Source organism: Polynucleobacter sp. Nonnen-W13 (genome assembly GCF_018881735.1).
Classification (GTDB): domain Bacteria; phylum Pseudomonadota; class Gammaproteobacteria; order Burkholderiales; family Burkholderiaceae; genus Polynucleobacter.
Window position 1 is genome coordinate 279,937 of record NZ_JACVPU010000003.1, and the last position, 15,672, is coordinate 295,608.

General features: G+C 45.3%; 13 protein-coding genes. All 13 read right to left on the reverse strand.

Translation table 11 applies throughout. The annotated features are described in order from the left end of the window. Positions 1–46: 46 nt before the first annotated feature. The 13 genes from ICN27_RS09985 to ttcA all read right to left on the reverse strand — a co-directional run bounded on the left by ICN27_RS09985 (position 47) and on the right by ttcA (position 15,672). Positions 47–3,082 carry an efflux RND transporter permease subunit gene (locus ICN27_RS09985; protein WP_215308570.1) on the reverse strand — a complete coding sequence of 1,012 codons (3,036 nt, stop codon included), beginning with the start codon at positions 3,080–3,082 and terminating at the stop codon, positions 47–49. Positions 3,083–3,089: 7 nt separating this feature from the next. Continuing rightward, positions 3,090–4,229 carry an efflux RND transporter periplasmic adaptor subunit gene (locus ICN27_RS09990; protein WP_216269953.1) on the reverse strand — a complete coding sequence of 380 codons (1,140 nt, stop codon included), beginning with the start codon at positions 4,227–4,229 and terminating at the stop codon, positions 3,090–3,092. Between the two features lie 169 nt (positions 4,230–4,398). Beyond that, positions 4,399–5,934 carry an efflux transporter outer membrane subunit gene (locus ICN27_RS09995; protein ID WP_216269902.1) on the reverse strand — a complete coding sequence of 512 codons (1,536 nt, stop codon included), beginning with the start codon at positions 5,932–5,934 and terminating at the stop codon, positions 4,399–4,401. Positions 5,935–6,080: 146 nt separating this feature from the next. Continuing rightward, the gene (locus tag ICN27_RS10000) at positions 6,081–6,944 is read right to left on the reverse strand and encodes a pirin family protein (RefSeq protein ID WP_216269954.1); all 864 of its coding nucleotides are present in this window, start codon (positions 6,942–6,944) and stop codon (positions 6,081–6,083) included. 30 nt (positions 6,945–6,974) lie between these two features. Then, positions 6,975–7,532, reverse strand: a complete 558-nt coding sequence (locus tag ICN27_RS10005) for a flavodoxin family protein (protein ID WP_216269903.1) — start codon at positions 7,530–7,532, stop codon at positions 6,975–6,977. 56 nt (positions 7,533–7,588) lie between these two features. After that, entirely contained in the window at positions 7,589–8,005 is a 417-nt protein-coding gene (locus ICN27_RS10010) for a MarR family winged helix-turn-helix transcriptional regulator (RefSeq protein ID WP_216269904.1), read from the reverse strand. Between the two features lie 145 nt (positions 8,006–8,150). After that, on the reverse strand, positions 8,151–8,600 hold the full coding sequence (locus tag ICN27_RS10015; protein WP_216269905.1) for a cytochrome c: 450 nt from the start codon (positions 8,598–8,600) through the stop codon (positions 8,151–8,153). A gap of 15 nt (positions 8,601–8,615) precedes the next feature. Then, the gene (locus ICN27_RS10020; protein ID WP_216269906.1) at positions 8,616–9,791 is read right to left on the reverse strand and encodes a chromate transporter; all 1,176 of its coding nucleotides are present in this window, start codon (positions 9,789–9,791) and stop codon (positions 8,616–8,618) included. 94 nt (positions 9,792–9,885) lie between these two features. Continuing rightward, positions 9,886–10,236 (reverse strand): DUF3147 family protein, encoded by a 351-nt coding sequence (locus ICN27_RS10025; protein WP_216269907.1) that lies wholly within the window; start codon positions 10,234–10,236, stop codon positions 9,886–9,888. Between the two features lie 91 nt (positions 10,237–10,327). Next, positions 10,328–11,119, reverse strand: coding sequence for an energy transducer TonB (locus ICN27_RS10030; RefSeq protein WP_216269908.1), 792 nt, complete (start codon positions 11,117–11,119; stop codon positions 10,328–10,330). A 355-nt stretch (positions 11,120–11,474) separates the two neighbouring features. Continuing rightward, a complete protein-coding gene (gene glmS, locus ICN27_RS10035) occupies positions 11,475–13,307 on the reverse strand; it encodes a glutamine--fructose-6-phosphate transaminase (isomerizing) (protein WP_216269909.1) in 1,833 nt (610 codons plus the stop codon). After that, positions 13,307–14,767, reverse strand: a complete 1,461-nt coding sequence (gene glmU, locus ICN27_RS10040; protein ID WP_215308575.1) for a bifunctional UDP-N-acetylglucosamine diphosphorylase/glucosamine-1-phosphate N-acetyltransferase GlmU — start codon at positions 14,765–14,767, stop codon at positions 13,307–13,309. Before glmU ends, glmS begins: the two co-directional genes overlap by 1 nt. Next, on the reverse strand, positions 14,764–15,672 hold the full coding sequence (gene ttcA / locus ICN27_RS10045) for a tRNA 2-thiocytidine(32) synthetase TtcA (RefSeq protein WP_216269910.1): 909 nt from the start codon (positions 15,670–15,672) through the stop codon (positions 14,764–14,766). Before ttcA ends, glmU begins: the two co-directional genes overlap by 4 nt.

Consider the following 15,672-nt stretch of genomic DNA (forward strand, 5'->3'; position numbering starts at 1 on the left):
AGGGTGAAGCAAGTTCACCCTTTCTTTTTTTGCTGCTACTAATAGCTTATTGTTGCTTGAATTTTTTCTGATGGTGATCGGCGCCAATAAATAAGTACATCGCAGGCACTACAAAAAGTGTAAACAGCGTACCAATTGATAAACCAGTAAAGATCACGATACCCATCGATTGACGGCCAGCGGCTCCCGCTCCAGAGGCAATCACTAGAGGTACTACGCCTAATACCATTGCGGCAGTCGTCATTAATATCGGACGTAAACGTACACTACTAGCTTCTACGATGGCGTCCAACTTACTGCGACCAGCCTCTTGTAGCTCATTAGCAAATTCCACAATCAAAATACCGTGCTTACTAATCAGCCCCATCAACGTAACCAGTCCAACTTGTGTATACACATTTAAGGTTGTGAACCCCAAATTAATAAAAATCAGCGCGCCAAATAAAGCGAGTGGTACTGAAACTAAAATGACGATGGGGTCACGGAAACTTTCAAACTGCGCAGCCAAGACCAAGAACACAATTAAGATTGCAAAGAACATCGTCACCAAGAAACCACCCGACTCTGCCATGAACTGCCGGGACGGGCCAGCGTAATCCATGGTGTAACCGTTGGGCGCAACCTCTTTCAAAGTTTGACGCATAAACTCTAGTAAATCTGCTTGAGAAATAAATGGGGTGCTCACGCCAAATATCGTCGCCGAGTTGAGCTGCTGAAAGTGATTAATTGACTGCGGTACTACTCTTTGCTTAATTGTTGCGATGGTACGAGCCTGAATCATCTGTCCACTCGGGGTACGTATGTAGTAATCAAGGATTTGGTCCGGGTTTAAGCGGTCCACTTGCTTTACTTGTGGAATAACGCGATAAGAGCGTCCAGCAACAGAGAAGTAATTAACATAGCCACCACCCAAAGCAGCAGATAGCGCACTACCTACTTGCTGCTGAGTCATTCCCAGTGCAGCTACTTTTTCACGATCGATTTCCAAAACATCCTGTGGTTTATCAATCTTCAAATCAGAGTCAACGAAAAAGAAGTTGCCGCTACGACGTGCCTTATCTAAAACTGCTTGGGATACCTCATTTAACAATTCGTAAGACTCGGTGGTATTAATCACTACTTGCACAGGTAAGCCCTGTGCACCAGGCAATGCCGGAAACTGGAAAGCGGCGACGCGAGCACCGGCGATCGAATTCCACTTACTCTGCATATCTTCCTGGAACTTAGTGGCATTGCGACTGCGCTGATCCCAATCTTTAAGCAAGACACCGCCAAAGCTACTCGTTGGACTGGTGATCTGGAACATCTGCTCATACTCAGGTTCCGCTGCTGATATTTGATAAATCTGATCAGCGTAAGTCTGCATCTGATTGACTGTACTGTTAGGCGGGCCCGAAGCCTGCATCAACACAATACCCTGGTCTTCTGTTGGCGCTAATTCAGAACGCGCGGTGGAGTAAAGATAAGCCACCCCACCTAGCAAAATCACACCCATCACAATAATGACCTGCCAAGTGCTCAAAAGCTCACGCAAAGTAGTTTGATAACTGTGGTGAACTTTTTCAAAAATACGGTCAATCTTTTGAACAAACGGTGAGGCCTCTTGTTCTTCAGTAAAGATACGTGAACACATCATCGGAGAAAGCGTCAAGGCAATCAATCCAGATACTGCCACCGCACTTGCTAAGGTAAAGGCAAACTCGGTAAAAAGTGCGCCAGTTAAACCACCCTGAAATCCAATCGGAATATACACTGCGATGAGCACAATGGTCATAGCCAAAATGGGCCCGCCCAACTCACGCGCAGCAATTAAAGAAGCCTCCAATGGAGACTTGCCTTCCTTCATATGGCGGTCCACGTTCTCGACCACAATAATGGCGTCGTCGACCACTAAGCCAATTGCTAATACCAGAGCAAGTAGCGTCAGTAAATTAATAGAGTAACCCAAGACCTGCATTAGGAAGAATGTACCAATCAAAGAAAGTGGCATCGCAATTACCGGTACTGCAACTGCGCGAGCACTACCTAAGAAAAGATAGATCACTACTGTCACAATTAATAGCGCTTCTAATAATGTGGCTACAACTTCATCAATCGAGGTAGTAATGAACTTAGTAGAGTCGTACACCACCTTTCCAGACATGCCAGTTGGCAACTGCTTCTGAATATCAGGCACTGCGGCACGAACCCGCGCAGCTACATCGAGTAAGTTCGCCTGCGGTGCCACCTTAATCGCAATAAATACGGACCTCTTGCCGCTAAATGCGACGTTGGTGTTGTAATCCTCGGAGCCCATAGTCACGCTGGCCACTTGATCCAAATAGACAATATTGATGCCATCTTTTTTGATAACCAACTTGCGGAACTCATCAAGCGTATGGAGATCAGTGCCGGCCACTAAATCCACTGCAACCATATCGCCTTTAGTGCTACCGACTGCAGATAAGTAGTTATTGGCTGCCATAGCGCTATAGACATCATCTGCGCCCACACCAAGCCCAGCCATCTTCTCGCGATCGAGCCAAGCGCGCAAAGCAAACTTTCTGCCACCAGTAATTTCAGCGTTCTGGACACCGTCTATCGAATCCAGCTTTGGTTTCACTACCCGCAACAAGTAATCGGTAATCGCGTTGTTTGGAATATCGTCACTATAAAAACCCATGTACATGGCGGCAGTCGATTGACCAATTTGTACAGTCAGCACAGGTTGCTGGGCTTGTGGTGGCAGTTGATTCTTGACAGAGCTAATTTGGGTCTGGATCTGCGTCAATGCCGCATTCGAATCGTAGTTCAGCTTGAGAGTAGCGGTAATGGTTGAAAGGCCACTCACGCTCATGGATGATAAATAATCAATGCCCTGAGACTGAGCAATCGCTGTCTCTAAGGGCTGAGTAATAAATCCTGCAATAGTCTCTGGATCAGCGCCATAGTAGGCCGTCGTAATCGTAACAATGGCATTTTGGGTTTGCGGGTATTGATTCACCGGCAAGGATCCCACCGCTTTCAAACCGAATACCAGCACGAGTGCACTCACTACCAGTGAGAGCACTGGTCTACGAATAAATATATCAGTCCAATTCATCTAGGACTTATTCCTGTGGCTGTGGGTTTGGTGAATTGGCTGGTAACACCTTGTTATTTACGATCAGGGGTGTACCGTTTTTGAGCTTCAGGTGGCCGCTAGTGACCACTGTCGCACCCTCATCAATTCCTTTGAGAATCGCCACCTGATCTCCACGCGTTGGTCCAGTAGTGACAAAAACTTGTTGAGCCTCAAGTGCTGGCTTGCCCTGTTTATCTTTTTTACCAGTTGGCTTGGCAATAAAAACTGTTGAGCCATAGGGGTTATAGGTCACAGCCGTTTGTGGCAAGGTCAGCATTTTCAACTGATCGCCTAACTTGATATTCACATTAGCAAACATGCCCGGTAAGATCTTTTTATCTGGGTTAGCTAACTGAGCCTCTATCTGAATATTGCGTGTATTTGAATCGACCTTCGGACTGACAGCAGTAATCTTGCCAGTGAAGCTTGCACCCTTGAATGCATCGGTAGTCACCACAATTTCTTGTCCAACCTGTATCTGTTCAGCGTTACTTTGCGGAAGATTGAAGTCCACAAAAATCGGATCCAAGGTTTGAAGGGTAAGCAACTTATCACCTGGGTTCACAAACTGACCCGGGTTGATCATCACAATACCAACGCGCCCACTAAAAGGGGCCTTTAAATTTTTCTTAGCAACTAAAGCCGTTTGCTGCTCTACCTGAGCCTGCTTAGACTTTGCATCCGCTTTGCTAGTATCAAATACGTTCTTACTGATCGCCTGAATCTCTAACTGCTGTCTATCACGCTCATTTATTACTTGAGCCAAATCTGCCATTGCTTTTAAAGAATTCAGTTGAGCAACATCAGATGCATCATTTAACTTAATCAGTAACTCGCCCTCTTTAACATCCATGCCTGATCTGATTGAAACATGTTGTACTAGGCCGCCAACTTCAGTGCTGAGCTCGACACCACGAAATGCACGCACATTACCAACACTAGATAACTTGGGTTGCCATGCTGAAGTTTCCACAACCATCGTAGAAACTGTTGCTGGTGGTAGGCCCATGCCAGCAATGAAATACTTAATCATGAAGGTCTTGAGTTGATTGAATCCAAATATCAAGCCCAATAACAAAAATACACCGCACAACATAATGGTCATGCGTCGACCCAAGGGGGTCATAGACTGCAGTTTTGCATTGATCTTGCTACGTATGAACCGTTCGCGCAAGCGTAGCCAAAATCCCTTTATTTTTTCCCAAAGAGCAATGAGTCTCTCGCGAAGTTTCCACTCGATCGCCTTCGCAAGCATCCAAGCCCATAAGGCAACTGCAATAGCAGTTACTTTGGTTTTAATTGTTTCCAGAAGTTTCATTTTGATCTTTGTTCGCTATGGCTTTTGGTTGAAAGGCTGGGCCGGTACGATTCCACCAACCGCCGCCCAATGCTGCAAATAATGCTGCCGTGTCAGAGAATCGGGTTGCTTGCGCAGAAACGGATTTGACCTTAGCAATTTGATATTGATTTTGGTAATAGAGGACAGCCAAATAGCTGGCAGTACCCAGCTTGTATTGCTGCTGTACCAAATCTAAAGTTTCATAAGCGTAGCGTTCAGCATCTGATGCAGACTTTAATGCTTGAGCACCAGTTTCTAAAGCACGCAAGGAGTCAGCCACTTCTTGAAAAGCCTTGAGCACAGTAGCTTGATATTGAAAAACTGCCTGTTCGTAATTAGCCATTGCACCACGGCGTTGCGCCAATAACTGTCCGCCCTGAAAGAGTGGCTGGAAGATGCCACCAGCAATAGACCATAGAGTGGCATTCGGCCCAAACAAGGCTGAGCTTGTTAATGCTGCGGAACCTATAGCGCCAGTGATATTAAATTGTGGCAATAAATTGGCAGTAGCAACACCTACCAAAGCATTGGTGGCCTTGAGTTGCGCCTCTGCTGCACGCACGTCTGGACGCTGACGCACCAAGCTCGATGGCACTGAGAGTGGCAGCTTCTCTGGCAAATGCAAAGATTTCAAGTCAAACTTGGTAATGTTGGCATTACTAGGTAACTCGCCCACCAATACTGCCAGCTGATTACGCGCAAACGAAAGATTGCGTTCATAGGTAAATAAATCGACTTGCGAGTTAGATACTAACGTTCTTTGTGATGTCACATCCACTCGAGAAACCGTACCAATTGCCAATTGCTTTTCTGTTACCTCAGCTAAATTCGTTTGTGCCTTCAAAATTTCTTCGGTTGCCTGCATTTGTGCACGCAAAGCAGCTTCTCGCACTGCGCCGGTAACGATATTGGCGGTCAAAGAAAGGTAGGCACCTTCTAACTGAAACTGCGCAATTTCCTCTTTTGCTCTAGCACTTTCAACTGCACGGCGAGCGCCACCAAAGACATCTAACTTATAAGTGACATTTACAGAAGCGTTATAGAGGTTGTAAGTGTCGGATCCAAAAGGTAAGCCATAAATTGCAGCAGGCTGTAATTGCCGTGTGGCACCGCCATTTAAACCAATGGCTGGGAAATACTGCCCACCAATTTGTGCGCTCACATTTTCTTGGCTCGCACGTAGTGCAGCATCTGCAGCACCTAAGTTTGGATTTTGCTGCAAAGCTTTTTTAATCAATACATCAAGCTCTGGAGACTTGAATAACTCCCACCACTGAGCCTCAATATCTGCGCCTTCAATAAACTCTTGGTCAGTTCCGCCAGGTACCCCAGGTGCAGTAGCTAATTTCTGAGGGATTGTAGTTTCGGTATATCTAGATGTATTTGGAGCATCTGGCTGCTTGAAGTCTGGACCTACCGCACAGGCAGAAAGAAGCCCCGCAGACAGTAGCGAAAGCAAACGCAAAGTATAAAAATCTTTTGAGTCAAACATGAAGTGGGACAAATATCCTTTTCTACAACAGATATTTGAACACACTTTTCTAAACCAGTCTGTGTAACACCTTGATTTAAATAATGAATTTTGTACACAGCTAAACATAGAAGTCAAACGGATTTTTTTACAGTTCAAGCATCTTCTTAGTGGGCAATTCTTCCAAAGCCCCCACTATTAAAATCTTGCATTGCCTGAGCTATCTCTTCTTTGGTATTCATAACAAAGGGGCCATAACCAACAATGGGCTCATCAATGGGCTCCCCACTCAGTAGCAAGGCAATAGAGTCTTCGAGCACATTAACTTGAATGTCCTGACCTTGATTGCTAAACATCAACATCTGTGCATCCTTGGCCACCACTCCCTCACCTGCTTCAATGGCGCCCTTAAGTACGACTAGAGATGCATTCCAACCCTCAGATACAGGGATACTGATTGAACCCTTTTTTAGCTTCAGGTCAATCACACTCATCGGTGTAAAGGTATGCGCAGGTCCTTGATAACCATCTAGCTCTCCAGCGATGATGCGGGCTTGCCCCGATCCCTCCTTCAAATCAACTCTAGGGATTTGTTTATCCAGAATGGCCTGATAAGCTGGCTTGGTCATTTTGAGTTTGGCCGGCAAATTGACCCACAATTGCACCATGTTTAGAGTTCCACCACGTTTAGCAAACCCTTCAGAATGAAACTCTTCATGCAAGATGCCAGAGCCAGCCGTCATCCACTGCACATAACCAGGACCAATAATGCCGCCCTGACCAGTAGAATCCTTGTGCGCTACTTCTCCATCATAAACAATCGTAACCGTTTCAAAACCGCGATGGGGGTGCGAGCCTACGCCCTTACGTTCAGCTGTCTGGGGAAACTCCGCGGGACCCGCATAGTCCAGCATCAAGAATGGGCTCATCTGCTTTCCTAAGTCTTGATAGAAGAACAAAGTGCGCACAGGAAAGCCATCGCCAACCCAGTGACCTTGATCATTACCTTGTATACCAATGAGCTGCTTCATCATTTCCCCAATTTTTTCGATTACTAATTCTTAATTTGCTTTTAGTTGGCCAGCAATCTTGGTAATACGCTCGCCATAGAGGCGTGCCGTTTCTAAATCGCCCACATTCACCTCATCTGCACTTGCATCTGAAGGTGTTTGCATCATTGCACCAGCGGACGAACCTACATAGTTCACATCATCACGCTTCGCAGCTTTGGAGTTTGAAGGCATTAAACCAGTGCCCACCCAAATGCCAGAATGTTGCATAGCGAGAGTGAAGAAGTAATGCAAGGTGGAATGCTTATCACCATTCATCGTGGCAGAGTTAGTGAAGCCACCGAAAACCTTATCTTTCCACTGCTGTGAAAACCATTGCTTAGAACTTGCATCTGCAAATTTCTTGAACTGCCAACTCACTGTACCCATGTAGGTTGGTGATCCAAATACGATGGCATCAGCAGTATTTAAGGTTTCCCACTGTGCATCAGTAATGTTACCTTCAGCATCAATAGCTACTAATGTGCCATTAGCACCCTTAGCGAGGGCTTCAGCCTGTTTAACAGTGTGGCCATAACCACTATGAAATACAACAGCTACTTTAGTCATGATGTTTTCCTTTAAAAAATAAAATTTTTTGTGATGCTGGTAGGTGAAATCTTTATTTAGTTAAATATTGCTTTAACTTCTTTTAAAACTGTTACCGCTTGTTCTAATTCTTGCTTGCTGAGCTTTCTGAAAGCTTTGCCGAGATGCTCAACATGCTCCGGAAATACCTTCTTAAATAATTTATCACCTGTTTTTGAGAGGCCAATCTTGTAGCTACGGCCATCTTCGTCATTCATCAATTTTTCGATGAGCCCTTTAGCCTCAAGTCTTTCCAGGACACCCGTCATGGTTCCTTTAGAAATCAGCGTCTTTTCACCCAACTCCTTACAGGTCATCGGCGGCTGATTACCTAGGGTCGCAATAATATCGAACTGAGTCATGGTTAAACCCATCTCCTTGATATGTGCAGCCGAATGTGCCTCAAATGCCTGGTATGCCTGAACCAACTCCTTAACAAGCGATAGATGATTCATAGGTTTACCTCAATTTAGTCTGTATGCGTACTATTTTAGTACTAGTTCGTACTAATTGCAATAACTCATTAAATGGAGGAAGCACTACCCCCCCCGCAATAAATTACTCGACCGTAACGTCCGAGTTCTGAACGGGGGTCACTAGTTATTTCTTTCTGAACTCTTTATGACACGCATTACAGCTATCTCTTGCCTGCTCAAACGCAACTTTTAACTTCTTTTGGTCCTTGAGTTCTGCGACCTTTACTAGATTCACTGTTTTTGTCTCTAGATCTTTAGCCATCTTCTTAAATTGGTCTTCCTCTAGCCAAATATCATCTTTAGCTTTGGTGTCACCCCTCTCACTACCCGCCACAAAACCTTCCCAAGGTAACTGGCTGAGGTACTCCACCTTTTTGGCATCCACAATGACCGCATTTGGGTCATATGGTCTCGAGCCATCTACCGTCTGAAGAATGCGACTCCAGTAAGTCGCCATTAATGTAAAGGCGGCTTTGCGATGTTTAATAGCTTGCTCAATTTTGCGATCTTCTTGAGCAATACTGGCTGTAGATGCGAACAGGGTTAGTAAGGCTAAGGAAATAATTTTCTTCATTTGAAATTCTATCAATTAATGAAACATTGGATAAAGAATCATTCCAGCAACAGCGGCAGCAATAACAACCACTGGCTCAGTTAACTTCTTATATTTCCACAGTAATACAGTAGTCACAATAGCCAATACAGCAGTCGGAACGTCCACAATGGAGCGCTGAGCAATCACAATGACTGAACCTGTAATTGCGCCAACTGCGGCGGCAGTTACTCCGTCAATAAAAGCAATCAGACTTGGGTTCTTGCCATACTTCTTAAAGTACGGCGCTGGGATAACGGTAAACAAGTAGCAAGGCACAAAGGTGGCTAATGCCGCAACACTGGCACCTGTAAAACCGGCAATGAGATAGCCAATAAAGCCTACCGTAATGACTACAGGTCCGGGGGTAATCATCGCAACAGCAACAGCATCGACAAACTGCTTTTCAGTTAACCACTGATGTTCCACTACGACCCCGCCATATAAGAATGGAACGATGGCTAAGCCTGAACCAAATACAAACGCCCCCGCTTTGGTAAAGAAGATAGCTATTTGACTTAATAAGGACAAATCGAAGCTACCCCAAATACTCGTAAATACTGGTACTTGAGTAACAGCAAGTCCATTCAGTCCACCACTCTTAAACCATTTAGGTGGTGCTTTAACGAATAAGGTAATAAAGCCTGCCGCAAATACCAAAGAAGCAATTTCAGATTGAGTGATGACGGTACTTATTACCATCACTAAAAATATTGCCCAAAGTAACTTATCTTTACCCACAGTTTTCTTAGTGAGCTTTTGAGCGCTAATCGCAATGATTCCAATGACTGCGGCTCCAACACCATAAAACACGGAGCGCATCCACGCTAAGTCACCGTAAGCAACATATGCCCAGCCTAGAGCAACCACCATTAAAAATGAGGGGACCACAAAAGCAATTCCCGCCAGCGTTGCCCCCAGAATGCGGTAGTGAACATAGCCCATATAAATGGCTAACTGAGCCGCCATTGGACCTGGTGCCATTTGCGCTAAAGCCATACCTTCTTTGTAGTCTGCTTCGGTGATCCACCCATATTTTTCTACGAGGTCACGATTCATATAGCCCGCTAGAGCTACAGGACCACCAAAGCCCCAAGTGCCGAGCTTGAGCATATAGAGGACTAATTGCCAAAGGCTGTAACTTGGTTTTGAATCTAACTGGGCTGTCTCCATAACGATCTCTTTAATTTTTATTTTTTATGATGAGTCATCATACGCCGAGATTATGCGTGCGCTCAAGGGGTTCCATTGAGAACGATAAGTTTAATTACAGTAGATTAAGTCCAAAGTTTTTCATCAAGATAGAAAATAAGCCGAATAGAAGTACGGTGAGAACTACGCATACGCCCAACGTCAACCAAAATCCAATCAGTGGCAGAAGATAAGGAAAAAATAAGAACATCGGCAATGTAGGGATCACGTACCAAAAGGTGTAATAAGCGTGATTGGCTATTTTCTCTTCTGGCTGGTTTTCAAAATAAAGCCACACTAGAGTTAAAAGTGTCATCAGTGGCAATGCCGCAATAAATCCACCCAGTCGATCACTTCTTTTGGCAACCTCAGAAATGAATACAACTATTCCTGCGGTCAATAAGTATTTGGTAATGATCCAAGCCATAGAAGCCTTTAGTGTTGTGGGTTATCCGATTATAGGAATGTCGCTTAAACCGACATTACGCATATATACGCATACACGTATGTATAGAAACCTACTTTCTTTGATTAAGTTTGCCCGAGCTCCATATGTCTAGTTGCCGTTGAGCTTCAGCAGTAATGCCATCAATAGAATCTTGAGGTAACTGCTTTAGGCATTCAGCCAACGCTTCGGGGCTGAGCTTTTCAGCAGGCTTGTTCTTCTTGATTTCTTGGGATGATTTGCCATCCCAGGCAAATGGATTGCTAAACGCTGGTGTATCGGGCAGACAGTCGTCTCTATAGACTGGCGCATCATCTGTAGCAAATGGCGTAAATGAAATCGTTCTTTCAAAGATGAGTGATTTGCCTGTTGGCGTGGGTGGCAAAGCAGGCATAGACTTCATCGCCCTTCTAGCCAATTGCTCCGCTTTATCAGAAGTTTTCCAAAGCGTTTCAACTTTGACAAGAGTTCCATTTGGAGCAATTTCTATTCTAAATCTGACTTGCCCTTGGTCCGGACCCTCTACAGCTGCGCCCATCAGACTTCGTACTTGCTGACCGAAAGAGTGGCGATATCCTTTGCTATTTTTTAATGTGTATTTGGATGCGAATGCCCACTCTTCCGAAGTTGGGGCTGATGGTGCCGCTAATGATGCCGGTTGTTTATCGCTTCCTAGAATAGGATTTAGATCATTACTATTTTTAGCAATAGGATCTTCTAGTCGAACCTCAATAATGTTGAGATTTACATCTTTGGGTTTAGCAAAGATAAAGCCCTCATAGGTAGCCCACCACAGAATTAGCCCAAGATGAACGGCAATTGATAGCCAGAGCGCAAAAAGGAGTCTGGGGGGCTTTTTTTTCATCAACTTAGGAGCTTATCCGATATAAGTTCCAATTGGAACTATCCAATTACTCTTAACCCAGTAACAAACTGTTTTGGCTGAGCACCTAATCTAGCGTCTCTAATTTTGCGTTTTTTATAGACTGAGAACACGCTTTCAGCACTCAAATCGAATCCTCTAGGCGAGCGATAGCCTTTTTGGGTAAGAGTCTCTGAGATCCTTTTAAAGGTCATCTTTTCCTGATCTCTCATTTGAATAATGCTGTCTGAGAGCTCCTTTTGATAATCGGAGTAAGCCCCAATCATTAGCGATTGAGTTTTGATGACTACTTCGAATTTGACAGCAAAACCTTGAAGCTCTACTACCCCCGTTGGGATCACTCCACGGTAACGCTCTTTGCGAGGTTGCGTGGCTTATCGACATCCGTATCCAAGGCGCAAGCGGTGTGATAAGCCAGGAGCTGAAGGGGAACTACATGCAAGATTGGCGAAAGATTGCCGTAGTGTTCAGGCAAACGAATCACATTGATACCTTCACTACTAGCAATCTCGGAATCCTGGTCAGCAAAAACATAAAGCTTTCCACCGCGGGCTTTAACCTCTTGCATATTGGATTTGAGCTTTTCCAAGAGATCATCTTTAGGTGCTACGGTGACCACCGGCATCTTGTCAGTAACCAGCGCTAAGGGTCCGTGCTTTAACTCACCTGCTGGGTAGGCTTCGGCATGAATATATGAAATCTCCTTTAGCTTGAGAGCCCCCTCAAGAGCAATCGGATAGTGCATGCCGCGCCCTAGGAATAAAGCGTTTTCGCACTTAGCAAATGCTGTACTCCAAGCAATGATCTGAGGTTCAAGAGCTAACACGGCATGCAAAGCTTTTGGCAAATGGCGTAAGTCACGCAAGAGCTCTTTCTCACGTTCGGGGCTTACTTTTCCTGCGCGCTTAGCCAATGAAACAGCCAATAGATAAAGGGCGACTAACTGAGTTGTAAATGCTTTGGTAGAAGCCACGCCAATCTCAGTACCGGCCTTAGTCAAGAAATTCCAATTCGTTTCGCGAACCATGGCACTACTCGCTACATTACAAATCGCCAGGGTGTATTGATGCCCTAAAGACTGTGCGTGGCGCAAAGCTGCCAAAGTATCTGCAGTCTCACCGGATTGGGAGACCACCACAATTAATGTGTTGGGATTGGGGACGGTTGTGCGATAGCGATATTCACTAGCGATCTCCACCTGAGTCGGAATGCCGGCTAAATCTTCTAACCAGTATTTAGCAACACATGCAGAGTAGTAACTAGTACCACAGGCCAAGATCAAAATTTGATCAAACTTTTTCCACTGCTCTGGATCAGCATTAAATAGTTCCGGACCAAAGCTAGCAATATTGGCAAGCGTGTCACCAATTGCTCTGGGTTGCTCAAAAATTTCTTTTTGCATGTAGTGCTGATATGGCCCCAGGTCTACTGAATCAGCCTGAGCAGGCATGGGTTTTTGATCTCGCTGCGCAGTCTTTCCTGCCTGATCAATGATCTCAACACTCTCTGCCTTGAGAACAGCAAGATCGCCCTCCTCTAAATACATCATGGAGTTTGCTCGACCAGCAAGCGCTAAGGCGTCAGACGCGAGGAAGTTCTCATTTTCGCCAAGCGCTACAACCAAGGGCGAACCTACTCGCGCGCCTACCAACAGATTTGGGCGATCTTGTGCAATCACGCCAATCGCATAAGCGCCATGCAGTCTTGGCAACACAGAACGGACTGAAGCGACTAAATCTTGTTGTTTGCTAGATATATAAGCTTGATGAATTAAATGCGCAATCACCTCGGTATCCGTTTCTGAGGTAAATACATAACCTGCCGATTTAAGCTCAGCGCGGAGTGATTCGTAGTTTTCAATAATGCCGTTATGAACTACGGCAATCAATCCCCCAGAAATATGGGGATGTGCATTTTGTGTATCAGGCTTACCGTGCGTTGCCCAACGGGTATGCGCAATCCCTAAGGTGCCATGAAATTCTTTACCCTGCTCCGCTAACTCAGAGACACGAGCAGTAGTGCGTGCACGTTCAATCGGATGCTTGGCATCATCACCATTCATTACAGCAAAGCCACAAGAATCATAGCCGCGGTACTCAAGACGACGTAAGCCTTCAATTAAAACTTCAACAATGTTCTTACGCGATGCTGCGCCAACAATTCCGCACATTATTTTTTAGCCTTAACGGATTTTTTGGTGCTTACCTTCTTGGTGACTACTTTCTTTTCTTTCTTTACCGGGCGCTGCCACTGTAAAGAGATTTGCTTGGCTCGTGATACCGTGAGCTGATTGGGTGGAGCATCTTTGGTCAGGGTCGTGCCTGCCCCTAAAGTAGCGCCGCGGCCAACACGCACTGGGGCAACCAGCTGCGTATCAGAGCCAATGAAGACATCGTCCTCAATAATGGTTTGGTGTTTATTCACACCATCGTAATTGCAAGTAATTGTGCCTGCACCGATATTGACTCTGGAGCCCACGATGGAGTCACCCACATAAGCCAAGTGATTTGCTTTACTGCTTGCAGCGATCTTACTGTTCTTGACTTCGACAAAATTGCCAATATGTACATCGTGAGATAAATCTGCGCCAGGGCGCAAACGCGCATAAGGGCCGATCAGTGAATTTGCACCAACTTGCGCACCATCAATATGACTGTATGGGTGAATGATGACGCCCTTACCAATTACGCTATTGCGAATAATGCAGTACGGGCCTACTTTTGTTCCTGCAGCCAAAGTGACGCAACCCTCAAATACACAACCGACATCAATAAAGACATCTGTACCGCACTCTAGAGTTCCGCGAACATCAATCCGCGCTGGATCCGCCAAAGAAACACCGGCATCCATTAATACATGTGCTTGATTGAGTTGATGTACTCGCTCTAATGCAGCCAACTGATCGCGACTATTAACACCAACAGTCTCATATTCGTTATCAGCTTGTGCAGTGCGAATAGGAACACCATCCTTGACTGCCATTGCAATCACATCAGTTAAATAATATTCACCTTGGGCATTACTTACACGCAAAGACTTTAACCATTTCTTGAGTGAATTGGTTGGCAGTACCATGATGCCGGTATTGATTTCTTGAATACGCTTTTGCTCAAGCGACGCATCTTTTTCTTCAACAATCTCTTTTACAGACCCGTCGATATCACGCACGATACGGCCATAGCCTGCTGGATTGTTGAGGTTTTGAGTTAGAAGCGCTAATGCAGAATCTTCACCGCGCACACCATCAGCCAATTTTTCTAATTTAGAGAGCGTCTTCTTACTTGTTAGGGGAACGTCACCATACAGAACCAAAGTAGGTTCATTCACATCCAACTTGGGCAAGGCTTGCAATAAAGCGTGGCCCGTTCCTTTTTGCTCCGCCTGCAATACTGTACCCACTTTGCCAAAGCGAGAATCTTGCATGCTGGCGATATGAAGAAATTCTTTAACATCCGCGGCGCCATGACCAACTACAACAATCGGAGCAGTTTTAGCGCTTTTGCCTTGAAGTTCTAATGCTGTATTGAGGACATGCTGGAGAAGGGGTTTCCCAGCCAAGGTTTGAAGAACCTTGGGTAGTGCGGACTTCATCCGCTTTCCCTGCCCAGCAGCCAAAATAACGATGTTCATAAAGAAGGATTATAAGACCCCTGCATGAGCGTTCCACAGGCTATTTCATCGATTTCTGTCTCGTCAATTGCCTTATCGCCAGCGGATCTTGCGGCAATACCCGATAGTTCCGTAGAAATCCCGAGATTCTTAAAATCAAAGGCCTCACCATCCATTAAATGGGATGGCACGATGTGATGCATTGAGCGAAAGAGATTCTCGACGCGCCCTGGATGTTTTTTCTCCCACTCTCGCAACATCTCTTTCATGGCGCCACGCTGAAGATTGGGCTGACTGCCACACAGATTACACGGAATAATTGGGAAGTTCATGTCTACTGCATAACGCTCCAGTAACTTTTCAGGAACGTAAGCTAGAGGGCGAATGACGATGTGCTTACCATCATCAGATCGCAATTTCGGTGGCATGCCTTTCAGCTTGCCAGCAAAGAACATATTGAGCATTAATGTCTCTAAGATGTCATCACGATGGTGTCCTAAGGCAATCTTAGTAGCGCCCAACTCATCTGCTACACGATACAAAATGCCACGACGTAATCGAGAGCAAAGTCCGCAAGTAGTTTTTCCTTCTGGAATGACACGCTTAACGATGCTATAGGTATCTTGATTTTCAATATGGTACTCAATACCCAAAGCTTTTAAATAATTCGGCAAAATCTCCGCCGGAAAGCCTGGCTGCTTTTGATCTAAGTTGACGGCAACAATTTCAAAATCAATTGGGGCACGCTCGCGCAACTTCAACAGAATATCGAGCATGGCATAACTATCTTTACCGCCAGATAAACACACCATCACTTTATCGCCATCTTCGATCATGCCAAAGTCGCCAATCGCTTGACCAACTAAACGGCACAGCTTTTTCTCAAGCTTGTTTTCTTCTAAGACGACTTTGCGAATATCACTCAT